The organism is Oerskovia gallyi (assembly GCF_014836745.1).
In the GTDB taxonomy this organism is placed as follows: domain Bacteria; phylum Actinomycetota; class Actinomycetes; order Actinomycetales; family Cellulomonadaceae; genus Oerskovia; species Oerskovia paurometabola.
This window is the reverse complement of sequence record NZ_JACSQE010000004.1, coordinates 57,551-73,875: the sequence shown is the minus strand read 5'-3', so window position 1 is coordinate 73,875 and position 16,325 is coordinate 57,551. Positions and strand designations below refer to the sequence as shown.

14 protein-coding genes are annotated in these 16,325 nt (G+C 67.3%); all 14 read left to right on the top strand.

What is annotated here, in order from left to right; translation table 11 throughout:
• Positions 1–195 precede the first annotated feature (195 nt).
• The 14 genes from H9640_RS06080 to H9640_RS06015 all read left to right on the top strand — a co-directional run bounded on the left by H9640_RS06080 (position 196) and on the right by H9640_RS06015 (position 16,193).
• A complete protein-coding gene (locus H9640_RS06080) occupies positions 196–1,542 on the top strand; it encodes a condensation domain-containing protein (RefSeq protein ID WP_191789833.1) in 1,347 nt (448 codons plus the stop codon).
• A gap of 91 nt (positions 1,543–1,633) precedes the next feature.
• On the top strand, positions 1,634–2,110 hold the full coding sequence (locus H9640_RS06075) for a hypothetical protein (RefSeq protein WP_191789832.1): 477 nt from the start codon (positions 1,634–1,636) through the stop codon (positions 2,108–2,110).
• Between the two features lie 44 nt (positions 2,111–2,154).
• On the top strand, positions 2,155–2,580 hold the full coding sequence (locus H9640_RS06070) for a GNAT family N-acetyltransferase (protein WP_204807180.1): 426 nt from the start codon (positions 2,155–2,157) through the stop codon (positions 2,578–2,580).
• Between the two features lie 23 nt (positions 2,581–2,603).
• Entirely contained in the window at positions 2,604–4,220 is a 1,617-nt protein-coding gene (locus tag H9640_RS06065; RefSeq protein WP_191789830.1) for an amino acid adenylation domain-containing protein, read from the top strand.
• On the top strand, positions 4,213–5,124 hold the full coding sequence (locus H9640_RS06060) for an alpha/beta hydrolase fold domain-containing protein (RefSeq protein WP_191789829.1): 912 nt from the start codon (positions 4,213–4,215) through the stop codon (positions 5,122–5,124). Before H9640_RS06065 ends, H9640_RS06060 begins: the two co-directional genes overlap by 8 nt.
• A 132-nt stretch (positions 5,125–5,256) precedes the next feature.
• Entirely contained in the window at positions 5,257–5,964 is a 708-nt protein-coding gene (locus tag H9640_RS06055) for a rhodanese-like domain-containing protein (RefSeq protein WP_191789828.1), read from the top strand.
• A 65-nt stretch (positions 5,965–6,029) separates the two neighbouring features.
• Positions 6,030–7,286, top strand: coding sequence for an NAD(P)/FAD-dependent oxidoreductase (locus tag H9640_RS06050; protein WP_204807189.1), 1,257 nt, complete (start codon positions 6,030–6,032; stop codon positions 7,284–7,286).
• A gap of 146 nt (positions 7,287–7,432) precedes the next feature.
• Positions 7,433–7,987 (top strand): DUF3291 domain-containing protein, encoded by a 555-nt coding sequence (locus H9640_RS06045; RefSeq protein ID WP_191789827.1) that lies wholly within the window; start codon positions 7,433–7,435, stop codon positions 7,985–7,987.
• Positions 7,988–8,029: 42 nt separating this feature from the next.
• Positions 8,030–10,003 (top strand): class I tRNA ligase family protein, encoded by a 1,974-nt coding sequence (locus H9640_RS06040; protein ID WP_191789826.1) that lies wholly within the window; start codon positions 8,030–8,032, stop codon positions 10,001–10,003.
• A complete protein-coding gene (locus H9640_RS06035; RefSeq protein ID WP_318243674.1) occupies positions 9,940–11,124 on the top strand; it encodes an FAD-dependent oxidoreductase in 1,185 nt (394 codons plus the stop codon). Before H9640_RS06040 ends, H9640_RS06035 begins: the two co-directional genes overlap by 64 nt.
• A gap of 70 nt (positions 11,125–11,194) precedes the next feature.
• On the top strand, positions 11,195–12,496 hold the full coding sequence (locus H9640_RS06030) for a lysine N(6)-hydroxylase/L-ornithine N(5)-oxygenase family protein (protein ID WP_191789825.1): 1,302 nt from the start codon (positions 11,195–11,197) through the stop codon (positions 12,494–12,496).
• A 53-nt stretch (positions 12,497–12,549) separates the two neighbouring features.
• Positions 12,550–13,722: a hypothetical protein gene (locus H9640_RS06025; protein ID WP_204807193.1), complete on the top strand. Its 1,173-nt coding sequence runs from the start codon at positions 12,550–12,552 to the stop codon at positions 13,720–13,722.
• 68 nt (positions 13,723–13,790) lie between these two features.
• Positions 13,791–15,041 carry a diaminobutyrate--2-oxoglutarate transaminase gene (gene ectB, locus H9640_RS06020; protein ID WP_191789824.1) on the top strand — a complete coding sequence of 417 codons (1,251 nt, stop codon included), beginning with the start codon at positions 13,791–13,793 and terminating at the stop codon, positions 15,039–15,041.
• Positions 15,042–15,221: 180 nt separating this feature from the next.
• Positions 15,222–16,193, top strand: a complete 972-nt coding sequence (locus tag H9640_RS06015) for a DMT family transporter (RefSeq protein WP_191789823.1) — start codon at positions 15,222–15,224, stop codon at positions 16,191–16,193.
• Positions 16,194–16,325: the final 132 nt, after the last annotated feature.

The window sequence follows — 16,325 nt, the reverse complement described above, 5'->3', positions numbered from 1 at the left end:
TGCGCCGTACGGCAACGTGCCTGGTCCCAGGTCGTCGAGCAAGAAAACCGACCGAGCGTCAGGAATTTTGCTCATCTCGTATGTCGAGATGATGGTTGCGGATGCTCACGAACTTCGCTTGACTGCGTGTCGTCCCACTGAGAGACGAGCGATGCTCGCCATTCTGAATGGGCATGCTGACTCAGGGGGGTCTCAGTGGATTTATCGACACGGTCGATCGAGTTCGACCAGCTCGTCGGGCGTTCTGGGCCGATGATGTGGGGTCAGAAGGCCATCTACAAGTCGATCCGTTGGCTTGCAGAGGATGCCCACTACTTCAATCTCTTCCGCGTCATCGACGTTCCGGACGGAATGGCGGTCGGGGATCTAGACGGTGCGCTTGGGTCCCTTATTGCTCGGCACGAGGTGCTGCGTACGCTCTTCCACGACTCGGCCGCGGGCTGGACGCAGGACGTTCGTCCTGCGGGGCGCTTGGTCGTGGACCTCGTCCCCGCCCGTGAGAACGCTTCTGCCGAGGTGGCGGGCGGGGTCGTGAAAGACCTCATGGGGCGGTCGTTCCGTCATTCCGAGGAACTACCGGTGCGCTTCTCGATCGTGCTCGAGGACAGCCGGCCGCGCAAGGTCGTGATGGTGGTCTCCCATCTCGCCGTCGACGGCTGGTCGGCGGACCTTCTCAAGCAGGACCTCATCGGCCTGCTGCGAGGAGACGCAGGGCCTGCACCCCACTGGCAACCGGTGGACCAGGCTGCCGCCGAAGCGGACGGTGCTGGCGCGGCACGTGGGGTCGCTGCGGTGGACTACTGGTCGAAGACGCTCTCCTCCAACCCGCCGAGCCCGGTCCGCCCGGTGGTCGACACGGGCCGCCCAGGGCGCTTCGTGCGCCTGGGCATGTCGTCGACGGCTCTCGCGGTCGCAGCGAGCGCCGTGGCCACGCGCTGCGGCGTCAGCACCGGAACTGTGCTGCTCGCCGCGACGGCAGTGGTCGTCGGTCGACACACCGGACGCAAGGAGGTCGCCCTCCAGCTCATCGCAGCCAATCGACTGGACGCCCGTAGCCGGGGGCTGGTCGGTGCGTTGGCCGAGAACGCTCTCTTCGTCATCGACACCTCGCCGGCGGCTGTCGACGGTGACTTCCAGACGGTCGCGAAGCGGGCGTTCGGGGCAGGTCTGAACGCCTATCGACATGCGCAGTACGACCCGTTGGTCCTCGACGACGTGCTGGAACGCATTCGTACGCAGAACGGCGGAGCGCTCGATCTCGGGTATTTCTTCAACGACATGCGAATCGGGCGTGACTGGAGCGATATTCCTGAGTGGGACTCGGAGCCGGACCGTCTTCGCGAGCTTGCGCAAGAGACCGAGATCAGCCTGGTCGGTTCGTGGGAACGGCAGGATGCCACATTCTTCGTGCACACGGAGGATGCGACCAACACCTGTCGACTGTTCCTGATGGCCGACACCGAGCTCATTCCTGCTCAGGAGATCGAGAAGCTGCTGCTCTCGATGGAATCGGTGGTCGTCGAGGCGGCCATCGCGGGTTGACCGCCTTTCCCTTCGAGGGTCTTGTCAACGTCGGGTGGTCTCGACAGGAGACTTGACCGGGCTCATTGCCGGTGATGACGAAAGGACGTCGATGAATCAGCTCGTGTACGCGCCCAGACTGGTCAGGGCTCTGCCGCCGGTGGAGGCGGGCGGTCGCCTCCTGAAGGTATACGTGATGTTTGCAGAGCCCGACTCCTTCTCTCGCGACCCCGATCCGGAGTGGTTGAGAGAACAGGTGACCTCGGTCCTGGACACACCTCCAGGGGAGGGCGACCACCCGCTCGGATTCCTGATCCTGCACCACGGGAAGGAAGGTACCTACCTCCTGCTCTCCCAGTGGTTCGACGCGGACATGCTCAAGCACTGGGTACGTGGAACATCTGGTGCGGAGGAAGGCGGTGAGTCGTTCGCACCTCTCGCGCAGCGCGAGCTCATCGCCTGCGTATGGGAGCTGGCGATCATCGCGTTCGAACGCAACGCCTGGGTGAACACGGTGCTTGCCCAGGGACGGGTGGACGACTCGTCGGTCACCGCGTATCTGGGCACGAGCTTCTCGGGGTGGGTATGAGTCCCGACGTCGAGGTCAGACCGGTCCACCCGGACCACCTGGGCATGCTGCTCGAGCTGTGTCGAGAGCACGCAGCCTACGAGAACGCGGAGTTTCATGACGATGGGCATGTCGGTCGCTGGAAGTCGGCGCTGTTCGCCGAGCCAGCAGCCCTGCACGGCTGGATCGCCATCGAGGACGGGGAAGCCTGCGGCTTCATGACGGCGACCACGGACTTCGCGACGTGGAGCGCCCGTCGCTTTGCCCACATGGACTGCCTCTACATCCGCGAGCCTTTCCGAGGAAGGGGCGTCGGTCGCTTGTTCCTCGAGCAGCTGCGGGCGTTCGCGACCGCTCAGGGATGCGACTGGGCGGAGTGGCAGACCCCCCCGGACAACGAGCTCGGGATCGGCTTCTACGAGCGCATGGGTGCTGTCTCCAAGCCCAAGCGCCGCTTCACCTACGAGACGAGAGGGCGTGACCTCACGTGATCAACGGAAGTGCACTCCGCTCGATGCCTCCGTGGTCGCTCGACCGATCGGAACAGGCGAGCTCGGTACCCGCGCTCGGCGACCTGATTCGACCGGCTGCTGAGCGGTGGCCCAACCGTCTGGCCGTCCATGACGGGACTGTCGGACTGACCTTCGCAGAGCTCGAGCACCTGTCTCAGACGTTCGCTGCCCAGCTGGCCGAGCGAGGGGTCGGGGTGGGGGACCGGGTCGCCGTCATCGCCGAGAAGTCTGCGCTCATGCCGCTCCTGGCGATCGCGATCTGGAAGTGTGGTGCGGTCTATGTCCCGCTCGACGGCGAGGCCCCGGCACCGCGCCTGGCCGCGCTGATCGAGCGCCTTCGCCCGCGGGTGGTCGTCGCCCTGGACGATCGTGACCCCGTGGCCGGAGACGGTCGTTGGGTCGACCGAAACCAGGTCGACATGATCCTCTCCGGGCCACCCAGCGGATGGTCGACCGTCGATGCGCGGGGAGCCGACGATCTCGCGTACATCATCTTCACGTCGGGGTCGACCGGGGAGCCCAAGGGCGTCGAGATCACCGTGCCCAATCTCGTCGCCTACTTCGGAGCGCACAACGAGGTGCTGCGACTGACGCCAGAGTCTCGGGTGCTCAGTCTCTCTCCGTTCCACTTCGACGTCTCGATCGAGGACACGATGCTCCCCTTGTCCCTCGGGGCGTTCGTCTTCCAGTTCCGTGGGATCCAGGTGGGCGCGATCATGCGTGCCGTCATCACGAGGGAGCGGATCACCCACCTGATCGCGGTGTCGACGCTCCTGAAGATGATCACCGGCGACGGGCGTCACCTGACGCGGGATGCGGCCCCTGGGCTGGAGATGGTGATGACGGGGGCCGAGGTCTGCGACCCGGCCGTCATCAACGCCTGGAAGAGCCGTCTTCCCGATGTCCGCGTCCTCAACGTCTATGGACCGACCGAGGCCACGATCGTCTGCCTCGCATACGAGATCACGAAGGTCGATGAGGACAGGGACGTCTCCTACCCGATCGGACGGCCCCTCCGTGGGGTCTGCGCCAGGATCGTCGAGGACGGCGCAGTGATCGTGGAGCCGGGAGTGGTCGGCGAGCTCTGGGTCGGAGGCGCCCAGGTGATGCGCGGATACCTGGATCGTCCTGAGGAGTCTGCACGCCTACTCGTCGAGACCGACGGGCTGCGCTTCTACCGCACCGGTGACCGGTGCAGCTACGACGAGAACGGTGACATCGTGTTCCGGGGGCGCGACGACGACGAGGTGAAGCTCTCCGGCCGCCGGATCCACCTGGCCGAGATCCGGCAGACCGCCATGAGCTGCCCCGGTGTCGAGCAAGCCGCTGTCGGGCTCGTCAAGCGAAACGGCCACGACGTCATCGCCCTGGTGGTGACCTCGCCGGACCGCAGGGTGATCGAGCACGTCGAGAAGCGGCTGACGGAGATGCTGCCTCAGTACATGCAGCCGTCACTCGTCGCGTGGTCGCCGAACCGCTCGGTCTCGTCGACCGGCAAGACCGACGAGAAGGAGCTGGTTCGCCGACTCGCCGATGCGGCTCGGGACGTCAACGGGACGCGCTTCGCCCTTGAGATCGGCGGGACGGCGACGACGCTCGAGGGTTACGGCCATGGTTGAGTCGGAGCGCTCGGCGCTGCACCCGGAGTTCGGCCGACTGGCGATGGCCCGCTCGCTCGTGACTGCGGGAGGATCCACGGGGAGGGTGGACGACGATCGGCGGAACGCCGAACGTTGGGTCGGCCTATTCGGCGGTGAGGCCGACCTGGAGGACGAGGCGCACGAGGACCAGGAACGGCGCTCCGTGGTCATCTACCCGGAGAAGGAGGCACCAGGGAGCCCGTGGGTCCTCTACCTTCACGGCGGGGGGATGGTCTACTACTCGACCTCGACCTTCCGACCGTACCTGCGAATCCTCGCAGACCGGCTCGGCGCCCCCGTGGAGGCTCTTGACTACGACAAGGCACCGGAGCACGACGTCATGCGCTCGGTGGCGGACCTGGCCGCTCGCATCGCGGGCCGTTGCCGAGAGGTGACGGATCGTCCGCTGATCGTCGCAGGAGACAGCGTCGGAGGACTGCTCGCGCTCTATCTCGGCGTGAGGGTGCTGCCGAGGGTCTTCTCTCGCATCGTGCTGATCTACCCGGTGCTCGACCTCGACGTGGAGCACGAGTCCTACCAGGCCTTCGGGACCGGGTACTTCCTTGACGGTGTCGACATGCGCTACTTCACGTCGCTGCTGCAACCGTTCTTCCGGGAGATCGCCTTCAACCCGATGGACCTGTCCGATTCGGACCTCTCCGCGCTGGCGGGCTGCTCGATCGTGACGTCCGGATGCGACGTGCTTCGCGACGAAGGACTCGAGTGGGCTCGGTACGTGGCTGATCGATCAGCCGACGTACGTCACCTGCACTTCCCCGACCTGCCGCACGACTTCTGCCTCTACGCCCCCAAGCTGAGCTCCGCCCGACGCGCGGTGGAACAGATCGCCGGCGAGGCATTCGTCGCCGGAGACGCCGGGTGAGCCGTACTGCAGCCGATGTGCGGCGTGGTGCTGCCCCCGATCCTCGTGGTCGGAGGCAGTCACGCCACGGGGACGCCCGTGGTCCACGAACAAGACAGGCCAGAACGCGAACTACTTCGGTGAGAGGAAATCATGACCACTTCAGTGAGCGACACGGTCAAGCGTGACATCGCGGGATATCTCGAGGCGGCTCTGGGGAGACCGGTCGACGTCCACTCCTTGGCGGACGACACACCACTGAACACCCTCGGGCTGGATTCACTCCTGACGATCAGCGTCGTCGCCACGCTTCTGGACGAGTCCGGCGTGGACCTCCTCGAGCACTCCGACTCGCTTGTCACCCCCAGCACGCTCGCGGACCTCTATGCCCTGGGTGTGAGGTTCGGCCCAGGCGAGGACCGTCCTGCTCACGACGAGGAGAAGACCGTCCTGGAGAACGACCGGATCGCTCACTACCAGTCGAAGCTCGCCTACGAGATCGACTCCGCAGACCTTCAGGACGCCCTGTCAGCGGGCAAGGACGTCGTCGTCGTCGACGGACGCAGCAGCGACTCCTTCGCAGCGGAGCACATTCCCGGTGCCGTCAGCCTCCCGCATCGCTCGATCTCGCACGACTCACTCAGCGAGCTCTCCCGCGCCCCGTTGTACGTCGCGTACTGCGACGGGATCGGCTGCAACGCCTCTACCAAGACGGCACTCAAGCTGGCCGCCGCAGGTTTCCAGGTGAAGGAACTGATCGGTGGCCTGGACTGGTGGAAGCGGGACGGCCACCTCACCGAAGGGCACGCCGCGCACACGGTGGTCGGCGAGCATCCCCTCGCTTGTGGGTGCGCCGGCTAGATCTCTCTCCGGCCGCCTGGCTCGGTGGCGACTTGGTCGAAGAACGTCCATACCGTACAGAAAGCATGAGTCATCTGATGAGCGCTGAAAGGTTCGACGATTCGTTGTGGGACGTCGTGGTGGTCGGCGCAAGCCTTGCCGGGTGCGCTACGGCGATCCACTTCAGCAAGATGGGCCACCGTGTCGCGGTCGTCGAGAAGAGAGTGACGGCTGTCGAGCACTACAAGCAGCTGTGCACTCATTTCATCCAGCCGCACGCAGCACCGCTGCTTGCTCCTCTCGGCCTCGAGCATCTCCTGGACCCCGCGAGGTCGGTCATGACCCGGGGACTCTTCGTCACCCCCGGGGGAACCATCGATGCGTCCTACGGCGACGACCCGAGCGCGCGCGCGCTGAATCTCGAGCGCCGTGTGCTCGACCCTGCGATTCGCGAGGCTGCGAGGAGGCAGGGTGTCCGATTCTTCGACCGGACGAGCGTGGAGGCGCTCGAACGGGATGGGACGGACTGGCTCCTGGGCGTCCGCACCGTGCACGGGTCCCGCCGGGTGCGAGCTCGGCTGGTCGTCGCTGCTGACGGGCGTCGTTCGCGGCTGGCCGGGCTGCTCGGGAACACGACAGAACAGCGCCCGAACGACCGTGCGGCGATCTTCGGCTACTTCACGGGGATTGCTGCGTTGGAAGGAAATCGCTCGATCTTCATTCGAAACGGCAAGGACATGGCATGCGTCTACCCGCTGGTCGGCGGTCGGACCGCCCTCGTCCTGTTTGCCGAGAAGTCCCGGATCGCGAACTGGGACGGTCCCGACGACCGCCTCGCGGGGCTTCTCGCGTACTTCGCAGGCCTGCAAGAATCGCCACCCCTGAGTGGCGCGGTCCTGGACTCGCCTCTGTTGGGGTATGCCGACTACCCCAACCAGATCCGTCAGCCTGTCGCCGGTTCTGTACCGTTCGTCGGCGATGCCGCGCTCTCGCTCGACGCCATGAGCGGCGTCGGTTGCGGCTTCGCCCTGTCTTCGGCAGACCTTCTGGCACGCTCCTTCGTCGGGAGATCTCTGGACACCGGAGACGTCAGAGAGGGACTGGACGACTATGGGCTGCGCTTCGAGGCAGCGTTCCGGCCTCACGTGGACGGGATCTGCGCGGATTCGCTCGTCCAGAAGGACGAGTCCACCCAGCAGAGGGTGTTCGAGGCCATCTGTGGAAGCCCCGGGCTGAGTCGGGAGTACCTGTCCTTGACGGGTCGCCTGTCGATGCCGGCCGACTTCCAGCGGGCTCTCATGCGAACCCTGATGACGAGGGCCAGGAGCGGTGCGATCGCCTAGGTCCCATCCGGTCCGGCGTCGCGCGCCCGGCACCGACGACGACACGTTTCGCCTCGCTCGTCACGGAGCGGAAGCATGCCCGATCGCTTCTCCTTCGCTATGAGTGCTCGCGGCGAGATCTCCCACGACAGAAGACGGAGGAGCCGATGCCACGCATCGCTTTCACGACGTTCGCCATCCTCAGGGCGCCGTACGGTGAGCCGGAAGTCCAGGACTTCGACGACATGACTCCCGCGACGTTCGACGAAGCTGAGCGGAGCGAGGGGTTCATCGCCCGAGCAAAAGAGGACCCCGGCCAGAGCCATCTCTCCAACTTCCAGCGTGACTGGGGTGTGTGGGGGACGTTCGAGGTCCCTCGCTTCTACACGGGCGGCCGGACGGACGAGCTGGACAGCAGGGCTTCGACCCTGTCGCTGTGGAGGGACCTGGACTCGGTTTTCGCCTTCGTCTACACCGGGCTGCACCGCACGGCACTGACGAGGCGTCACGAGTGGTTCCTGAAGCCCGAGTGGCCCACCTATGCGGCGTGGTGGATCGCTGACGACGAGCTCCCCACCTGGAAGGACGCCTGTCAACGGTTGGAGCACCTGCACGACCACGGCTCGACACCCGCCTCGTTCACCCTCCGTCAGGCGTTCACCTCGGACGGGCAACCCACTCGTGTGCGCGGGCTCGCCACACGCCAGCCGGTCGGTGGATGACCTCGACCGTCCGTCCATCCAACACTCCCTGAGGGGCCAATCATGATCACGCGTTCCTTCGACCGCTCGGCGATGAGCTGGTCCTACGACATGCACCTTCAACCGATGCTCTCCGCCGCCGACATCGAGGGACTGCCCTTCGGTTCGGTCTTCGGCAGCGTTCCGCCGGGCACCGCATCGAAGCGCCACGCCCATCAGGACGGTGAGATGTTCATCGTCCTGGCAGGCAGAGCGATCGTCTCGCTCGACGGCGAGGAGCGTGAGCTGGGCCCGGGGCAGGTCGTCCATCTCGCGCCCTTCGGCTTTCATGAGATCAAGAACGACAGCGACGCACCGTTCGACATCGTCTCGATCTACTGGGAGCACATCCCGAGCGCCGTCGCGGCGCTCGAAAAGGTCCCCTCGCGTGACCAGCACGCCGAGCGAACCCTCGTGTTCTGCCCCCCTCCGACACCGAACGGCAGCCTGCACCTCGGGCACCTGGCGGGGCCCTACGTACGGGCCGACATGCTGGTCCGGGCCCTGCGCAGCCTGGGGCGTGACGTCCGTTACATCAGTGGGACCGACGATCACCAGTCGCACGTGGCCGTTGCCGCACGAATGCGTGGACAGAGGCCGGAGGACGTCGCGACGACCGCAGGCGATGCGATCGTCTCGACCCTGCACACGGCGGGTGTGGGTCTCGACCGACTCACCCGTCCTCTCCAGGACCGGAAGCACGGGACCCGGATCGCCGAGCTCTTCGAGCAGGTCCTCGCCTCGTCGGCCGTACGAGAGGAGGAACGGCCGACGGCCTACTGCCCGGCGTGCGACCTCTCGCTCCACCAGGCGTTCGCGCGGGGGGCATGCCCGCACTGCGGTGAGGCCAGCGACGGCGAGATCTGCGAGGCGTGCGGACGACCCAACGAGGCACGCGACCTCAAGGGCGTCGAGTGCAGGATCTGCGGCACCCCTGCGGTCCTCCGGTCGGAGCGGGCGCTCTGGCTGGATCTCGACGGGTACAAGGACGAGCTCCGGGACTACCTGCGCGCCTCGCGCCTGCCTGCGGACCTGCTGGCACTCGTCGATCGGCTCCTTGCCGACCGGCTGCCCCCGTACCGCCTCACCCGGACCAGCGCGTGGGGGGTGGACCTCGGCGATGGTCAGGTCCTCGATGCCTGGGCGGATCTCGCGCTCACCTTCCTCGACGCGGCGCGGTCCGAGATCGCACAGGGCGGCCCTGCGGAGGTGGTGCTCTATCTCGGCTACGACAACAGCTTCTACTACGCGGTCCTCCTGCCGGCCCTCGCCTTCGCCACCGGCCTTGCAGAGTGCCTGCCCGCCACTTTCGTCACCAACCAGTTCCTGCACCTGGGGGACGCGAAGTTCTCGACCAGCCGAGGCCACGCGATCTGGGCGGACGAGCCACTCGCAGCGTCGGGCCCGGACGCCGTGCGCATCGCCTTGCTGCGCGATGCCCCGGAAGGACGGGTCACCCGGATCATCGAGGAGCGGGCGGCCCAGCCCACGGACGATCCGTTGTACCGCGGCCTCCAGGAATGGCTGCGAGGTTTCGAGGAGATCAGCACGACGTCGGGGGGCATCGTGCCTGGCACGGGTGCCTGGACGGACAGGCACCGGGAGTTCTATCGATACCTCGGTCTGGCCTCCCGCCAGCTGGACGGCGCACTGCTCCCGGAGGCCTTCAGCGCGCGGGGCTACATCCGTCTCCTGGACTCCTTCGTCGCTCAGTGCGCCGAGTTTCGAGCCGTCGAGCGGCCGGGCCGCGAGGTGCGGTCGCTGGCAGAGGAGTCCCGGACCAGCCTCGCACTGGAGTACCTGGCAGCGAAGGTCTTCGCTGCGCTCGCCTGGCCGGTCGCACCGGAGACGGCGCGCAACGTCTGGGAGTGGCTCGGGCTTCCTGGCGATCCCGTGCGCGAGACGGACTGGTCGTTCCTCCCGGCCAGCACTCGGTGTGCCTCGCCCGCGCCCACGCTCTCCGCAGAACCGGCTCTCGTGGCCAGCGGGCGACCGTGAGCAGGCCAGGTCCGCCGTCCTCCCTCGACGACTCGGGCCTGCCCGCTCGTGCCGACGTCGTGGTGGTGGGAGCGGGGATCCTGGGCGCCGCAGTCGCGCACTACCTGGCACAGCGAGGGGCGTCCGTCCTGGTACTGGAGCAGGGGGCGCAGGCGGGCAGCGGAGCCACCGGACGGTCTGGTGGCATGGTTCGCGCCTACGACCCCGATCCGTCGGTCGCCGACCTGGCGCTGCGAAGCCTGGCCACCTACCGGAACCCTGATGAGTGGGCCCGCGGGGCTGCACCCCTGCACGTGGTCGGCGCGGTGACCATCGCCGACCCGGGGCGCGATCAGGAGCTGGAGGCGGCCGCCGGGCAGATCAACTCTGCGCTCGGCACCGCTGCCCACGTCGTCGTCGGGTCTGGCGAAGCGGCCGGTATCGGGCTCGCCGGCGGTGTCGCGTTGGTCGAGCCGGACGCTGGCTGGGTGCAACCGTCGCAGGTCACCGAGGACTGGTTGCATCAGGCGGTCGGCAATAGAGCTCGCGTCCGCTATGGCGTGCGTGTGCTCGCGATCGAGGAGCACCGCGCTCGTCCCCGGGTGCTCACCGACGCCGGAACGGTGGTGGCGGGAGCCGTCGTCGCGGCCGTCGGAGCGTGGGCCGCGCACCCGGTACCCGGGATGCGCCCTGGGGCGGCGGTCCGGTCACGCTCGATCCAGGTGAGCATCGTCGATCGGCTGCAACCGACACAGCCTCATGCGACGTTCGTGGATCTGCGCAACGGGACGTACGCGAAGCCGATCGGCTCCGAGCAGACGCTGATCGGCCTCCCGCACCTCGTCTGGGACTCGCCGTTCGACGCGCCGCCGGATCCCGTGCACGAGCAGCACACCCTCCGTGCGCTGGCCGCCCACCTTCCATGGCTCGGGTCGACGGTGCATCACCGGACGGTCCGCGCATCTGACGCGTTCGACCTGCAGTCCGCTGCCGACCGGGGGCCCGAGCTGCTGAGCGAGACGGACACACGGCATGTGTGGTCTGTACGGGGAGGCAACGGCGTCGGGGTCAGAGTGGCACCGGAGGCGGGCCGGCGAATCGCTGACGTAGTCGTCGCGGACCTCTTGCCTGGTGTCGCCTGATGGCTCGCTCCTCAAGACCTGTCCGGAGATCACTCGCCTGGCTTATTCGACATTCCATCAAGGGGGAACAATGACCCGCTGCCACGACGTCATAGGCATCGGCTTCGGCCCTGCCAACCTGGCTCTCGCGATCGCGCTCGAGGAAGAGGGGTACGGCCTGGACGTCCGCTTTCTCGAGTCCTCTGCCGGGCCGTCGTGGCAGAGCGCCATGATGCTCGACGGATCGGACATCCAGAACCATCCGGTGCGAGATCTCGTGTCGCTGCGCAACCCTCGCAGCCGCTACAGCTTCATCAACTTCCTGTTCGAGAACGGCCGCCTCCTCGAGCACCTCAACGTCCCCATGGAGTTTCCCCTCCGCAAGGAGTACGCGCAGTACGTCACCTGGGCAGCCAGGCTGCTCGGCGGGCAGGTCGACTATGGCGTTCACGTCACGGGTGTAGCCCTCGGAAAGGACGCGGAGGGCGAGTCGTACTACGAGGTGACGACCTCGACCGGGGAAGTCTTGCGCGCGCGAGCCCTCGTGATCGGCACCGGGCGATCTCCGTTCGTTCCGGCACCGTTTGACGAGGTCGACTCCCCAAGGGTCTTCCACCTGACGCGATACCTGCCCGCGCTGCAGGAGATGGAAGCGCTTGGAGCACGCCAGGACGGTGGGCGGACGCCACGAGCGGTCGTGGTCGTCGGTGGCAGCCAGAGCGCGGTCGAACTGACTCTGGACCTTTCCCGGCGATACCCGACAGCCCAGGTGACCAACCTTGCACGGTCCCTCACCCTGCGGCAGAAGGACACGAGCCCGTTCAGCGAGGAGGGGTACTTTCCCCACTTCACCGACTACTACTACCGGGCCACCCGAGAGCGGAAGAACGCCATCGACGCGTTCATGCGGCCCACGAACTACTCGTCTGCCGATGGCGACGTCCTGCGCGAGCTGTATCGCCTGATGTACGAGCAGCGGATCGACGGCGATCAGCGGGTACGCGTTCGCGGCAGCCGCCAGGTGCGCAGCCTCGAGGTCGGTGAGGACGGCGTCCGGCTGAGCGTCGACGAGCTGAACACGGGCGCGCACGAAGAGCTCGAGGCGGACTTCGTCGTCCTGGCCACCGGGTTCCGCGACTTGGGCCCTGCCTCTCATCAGGAGCGGGTCCCAGCGCTCGTGCGCCACATCGCCGACGACTTCGTCTTCGACGACCATGGCTACCTGGTCGTCGGGACCGACTACGAGGTGCGTCCGGCGGATGTCACGACGCCTGCGCTCTTTCTCAACGGACTGTGCGAGTCGAGCCACGGGATCGGAGACGCCGGATCGTTCAGCCTGCTGTCGCTCAGGGCGAAGATCATCGCAGACAGCCTCTGGAAGCGACTCGCGTAGTGAGTCCGGAACGAACAGCCGCGACTGGTACGGCTGGACCACCTGCTGGCCGCGTGACCACCGCAGACAGGAAGGTGCCAGCGTACGAGCCGGCCGTCACCCGTGGGATCACCGGTGCCGTGCTCGGCGCAGGGATGGTGGTGATGCCCCCGGTCGTCTCGGCCGTGGCGGGCGAGAGAGACCTTCTGGCGTGGTCGGTCCACGTGGCGCTCGGTGGCTCGGTCAGCCTCGTCCTCTGCGCGTTGGTCGTTCGGGCAAGGCTTCGCCCGACCACGTTGGCGGGCGTCCTCGGGGTCGTGTGGGGACCGTGGGCGCGACGGACGCAGGACCTTGCCATGGCCGTCGCGTTCACCGCGGGGCAGGCAGCGATCGCCTGGTTCGTCGCGACCAGTCTCCTGACGGCCGCTGACGGCACGCTGCCCTCGTCCGACGGAGACGGCTTGGTGATCGCGTGGGGCATTCTTGCTCTGGCAGTCCTGGGGGCCCTCAGTCCGCTCCGTATCCCGGCCGTGATGATCCGGTGGCGGCCGTGGATTGCCGGGCTGCTGGCCCTCTCCTGTGCGGCGGCGGGCTGGCCCGCCGGAGCCAACGGAGCCGCCGGATCGCCGCTGGCGCCGTCGGGCCTGGCGCCCGGCGGGGCGTTGTGGCTGGCGATCGCCGCGTTGTTCTTTGCCGGCGTCGGTTGGGAGTCCGTGACAGAGCTGGCCCCCAGGGCCGGGGCCACACGGGGGCGCTCCATGGCGGGGACGGCGCTGGGCGCAGCGGCTGTGGCGGTCGTCCTGCTGGGCCTTGCCGCGGTCCAGCGGTCGGTCGTCGGTGTGACGAGCGCACCGTACGGCACCCCGGTGCCGCTGCGGTGGGCGCTCGCAGGAGCGACCGGCGTCGTGCTCACCTCGTACTGCCTCACCAACGTGCGCACAGCCGCCGGTATCGCTTCTCGGGTGGCACCTGGGGCGTGTCGCGCTGGCGACAGCACGGCGCCCGCCAGGTCTCTGGTCGGCATCGTCGGTGTCGCGTGCTGCGGATTTGCGTGGCTGGGGGACCGGGACGGCGGTGTTCCGCTGCTCCTCCTGGGGCCGGCCGCAGCCGTCGGCTTCGGGTACGCCCTGGCCGCGGCCGGCGCCGTGAGGTACGGCGGGCCGGTCCTGCGATGTTCCGGAGCGTTGCTCGTCCTGGCGCTCGTGTTGCTGTCGGTGCTCGCAGTGCCGATCCTGCACACCGCATGAACTGCTCGCGAGCGACATCGCGGCCGAATCCGTTCCCCCTCGTCCCAGCCACTCCCACGGAGGCCTTCATGCCCGGATCCACCATCGAGTCCGAAGTGCGTACCTACAGCAGGAACTGGCCTGTCGTCTTTGCCAGCGGGCGCGCCAGTCGCCTCTACGATCGCGACGGTGGTGCCTACCTCGACTTCTTCGCCGGTGCCGGTGCTCTGAACTATGGTCACAACCACCCTGTGCTCAAGCGCGTCCTCCTGGAGTACCTCGAGGAGGACGGCGTCACCCACAGCCTGGACATGCACACGGATGCCAAGGGCACCTTCCTGGCCGAGCTCGAGGCCCGGGTTCTCGCCCCCAGACATCTGGACTACCGCGTCCAGTTCACCGGTCCCACGGGGACCAACAGCGTGGAGGCGGCGCTCAAGCTGGCTCGCAAGGTGACGGGTCGTCAGACGGTCGTCGCGTTCACAGGGGCATTCCACGGCATGTCCATGGGAGCGCTGGCCGTCACCGGCAATGCCGGAAAGCGCGCCGGGGGCGGAGTCCCGCACGCGCACACGTGGCGACTTCCGTACGACGGGTTCGCCGGCAGCGAAGTGTCCGGCTTGCGGCTCCTCGAGAGCATGCTCGCCGACAGCAGCAGCGGCATGGACCTCCCGGCGGCCGTCATCGTGGAGACGGTGCAGGGTGAAGGCGGAATCAACCCGGCGCGCGTGGAGTGGCTCGGCGACCTCGCCGCGCTGTGCAGGCGGCTGGAGATCCTCTTGATCATCGACGACATCCAGATGGGCTGTGGTCGGACCGGTCCCTTCTTCAGTTTCGAGGCCGCCGGGATCGTCCCGGACATCGTGTGCCTCTCCAAGTCCATCAGCGGATACGGCCTGCCGATGTCCTTGACCCTCTTCCGTACCGAGCTCGACGTCTGGCTTCCGGGAGAGCACAACGGCACCTTCCGGGGAAACAACCCAGCGTTCGTGACGGCGACGGCCGCACTCCGGACGTTCTGGTCGGACGATGCCTTGGAGAAGCAGACCTTGGTGCGAGAGCTCTGGTTCAAGGAGTACCTGACCGAGGTCGCGCGTCGTCATGCGGGGCTCGTGTCCGCGGTGCGTGGACGTGGTCTCGCCTGGGGCCTGGCGTTCCACGAGCCCAGCCTCGCGAGGAGGGTCGCAGACGGCGCGTTCTCGCGTTCTCTCCTGGTCGAGACGGCCGGATCTCGTGACGAGGTGGTCAAGCTCTTGCCGCCGCTGACGACCACGGACGAGGAACTTCTCGAGGGGCTCGACATCCTGCAGGACTCGCTCGCGGCCGCGCAGGAGGCTTGAGCATGCAGGGCGATGCTGAGGGCAAGCAGCAAGACCCCACCGTCTCGCGGCACCGCGGCGTGGATTCGACGCGCCCGCGGCCGAGTGCGACATCGATGGCACGTGCCCGCAGGAGGCGGTCACAGCTGCCGACGTGGTGCTCGGTAGACGAGGGCCTCCATGCTTGCTAGGGGCGGCCCGGTGACCGTCGGCGCGCTGTGTGGCATCGGGGCGAACTTGATCTGGGGGCTGGCGTTCCTGGTACCGGTGGCACTTCCTGAGGCCGACTCCATCTCCCTCGCGCTAGGGCGTTACCTGTGCTTCGGTGCGATCTCCGTCGGCATTCTGGCGATCGGCGGGCGCCGACGGCTGAGCGGCCTCGATCTGCGCGCGTGGAGCACCGCCCTGCTCTTCGCGTTCACCGGGCATTTCGGCTACTACCTGCTCCTGGTGCAGGGCATCCGGTGGGCCGGGGCGCCCATCACGACCGTCATCATCGGGATGCTGCCGGTCTCCGTCGCGATCGCGGGGAACCTTCTCCGTCGCGAGTTCGCCTTTGCGCGCCTCGTCTTTCCCCTGGTGTGCCTGTCGTTGGGGCTTTCGCTCGTCTACCTCATGGAGCTCGACTGGCAGAGCGACGTGAGCGGGCGCTCGGGAAATGACTGGGCGGCCGGTATCGCTTCCGCCGTGGGGGCCCTCGCCCTCTGGACTTCCTATGCCGTGAGCAATGCTCAGTTCGTTCGACGAAACCCTCAGATCTCGTCCATGACGTGGTCCACGATGATGGGGGCAGGGGCCTTCGTGCTCGCCCTTGCTGCACTGCCGTTCGCTGCGCGCACGGGGTCGGTCGGCCACCAGGGGGCGGACGGCGTCCCGTCTCTGATCATTGCAAGCGTGGTCCTGGGAGGGCTCGTCTCGTGGGCTGGAACGGCTCTCTGGAACAGGTCCTCAGGACTCCTCCCCATCTCGGTGGCGGGCCAGCTCACGGTCATCCAGGTCGTGGCCGGTCTCACCTACGTCTTCGTCTGGGAGCGCAGGATTCCACCCGTGCTCGAGCTCCTGGGTTTCGCTCTGATCGTCGTGGGGGTGCTGGACGCGATTCGTCGCACGCGCACCGCTCCCGCAGCCGGTGAAGCCGCTGGACCTGTCTCAGCCTTGCGGAAGAAGGGGTGACTCTCGTGCTCGTCCCGATATGTGGAGCGTCGCCACCGTGATACCTGCCTGCCTTACTTTGAAGAAGTCGCGCGGCCCGGTCCTGGGCCCGATTCCCGAGGAGGACCATGCGCATCGCTGAAGATCCCGCGC

What these genes read in the sequence shown, in the direction of transcription:
- H9640_RS06030 (WP_191789825.1), top strand. Translation starts at nt 11,195, where the DNA reads ATGACCCGCTGCCACGACGTCATAGGCATCGGCTTCGGCCCTGCCAAC.
- H9640_RS06060 (WP_191789829.1), top strand. Translation starts at nt 4,213, where the DNA reads ATGGTTGAGTCGGAGCGCTCGGCGCTGCACCCGGAGTTCGGCCGACTG.
- H9640_RS06065 (WP_191789830.1), top strand. Translation starts at nt 2,604, where the DNA reads ATGCCTCCGTGGTCGCTCGACCGATCGGAACAGGCGAGCTCGGTACCC.
- H9640_RS06070 (WP_204807180.1), top strand. Translation starts at nt 2,155, where the DNA reads ATGCTGCTCGAGCTGTGTCGAGAGCACGCAGCCTACGAGAACGCGGAG.
- ectB (WP_191789824.1), top strand. Translation starts at nt 13,791, where the DNA reads ATGCCCGGATCCACCATCGAGTCCGAAGTGCGTACCTACAGCAGGAAC.
- H9640_RS06040 (WP_191789826.1), top strand. Translation starts at nt 8,030, where the DNA reads ATGATCACGCGTTCCTTCGACCGCTCGGCGATGAGCTGGTCCTACGAC.
- H9640_RS06050 (WP_204807189.1), top strand. Translation starts at nt 6,030, where the DNA reads ATGAGTCATCTGATGAGCGCTGAAAGGTTCGACGATTCGTTGTGGGAC.
- H9640_RS06055 (WP_191789828.1), top strand. Translation starts at nt 5,257, where the DNA reads ATGACCACTTCAGTGAGCGACACGGTCAAGCGTGACATCGCGGGATAT.
- H9640_RS06075 (WP_191789832.1), top strand. Translation starts at nt 1,634, where the DNA reads ATGAATCAGCTCGTGTACGCGCCCAGACTGGTCAGGGCTCTGCCGCCG.
- H9640_RS06045 (WP_191789827.1), top strand. Translation starts at nt 7,433, where the DNA reads ATGCCACGCATCGCTTTCACGACGTTCGCCATCCTCAGGGCGCCGTAC.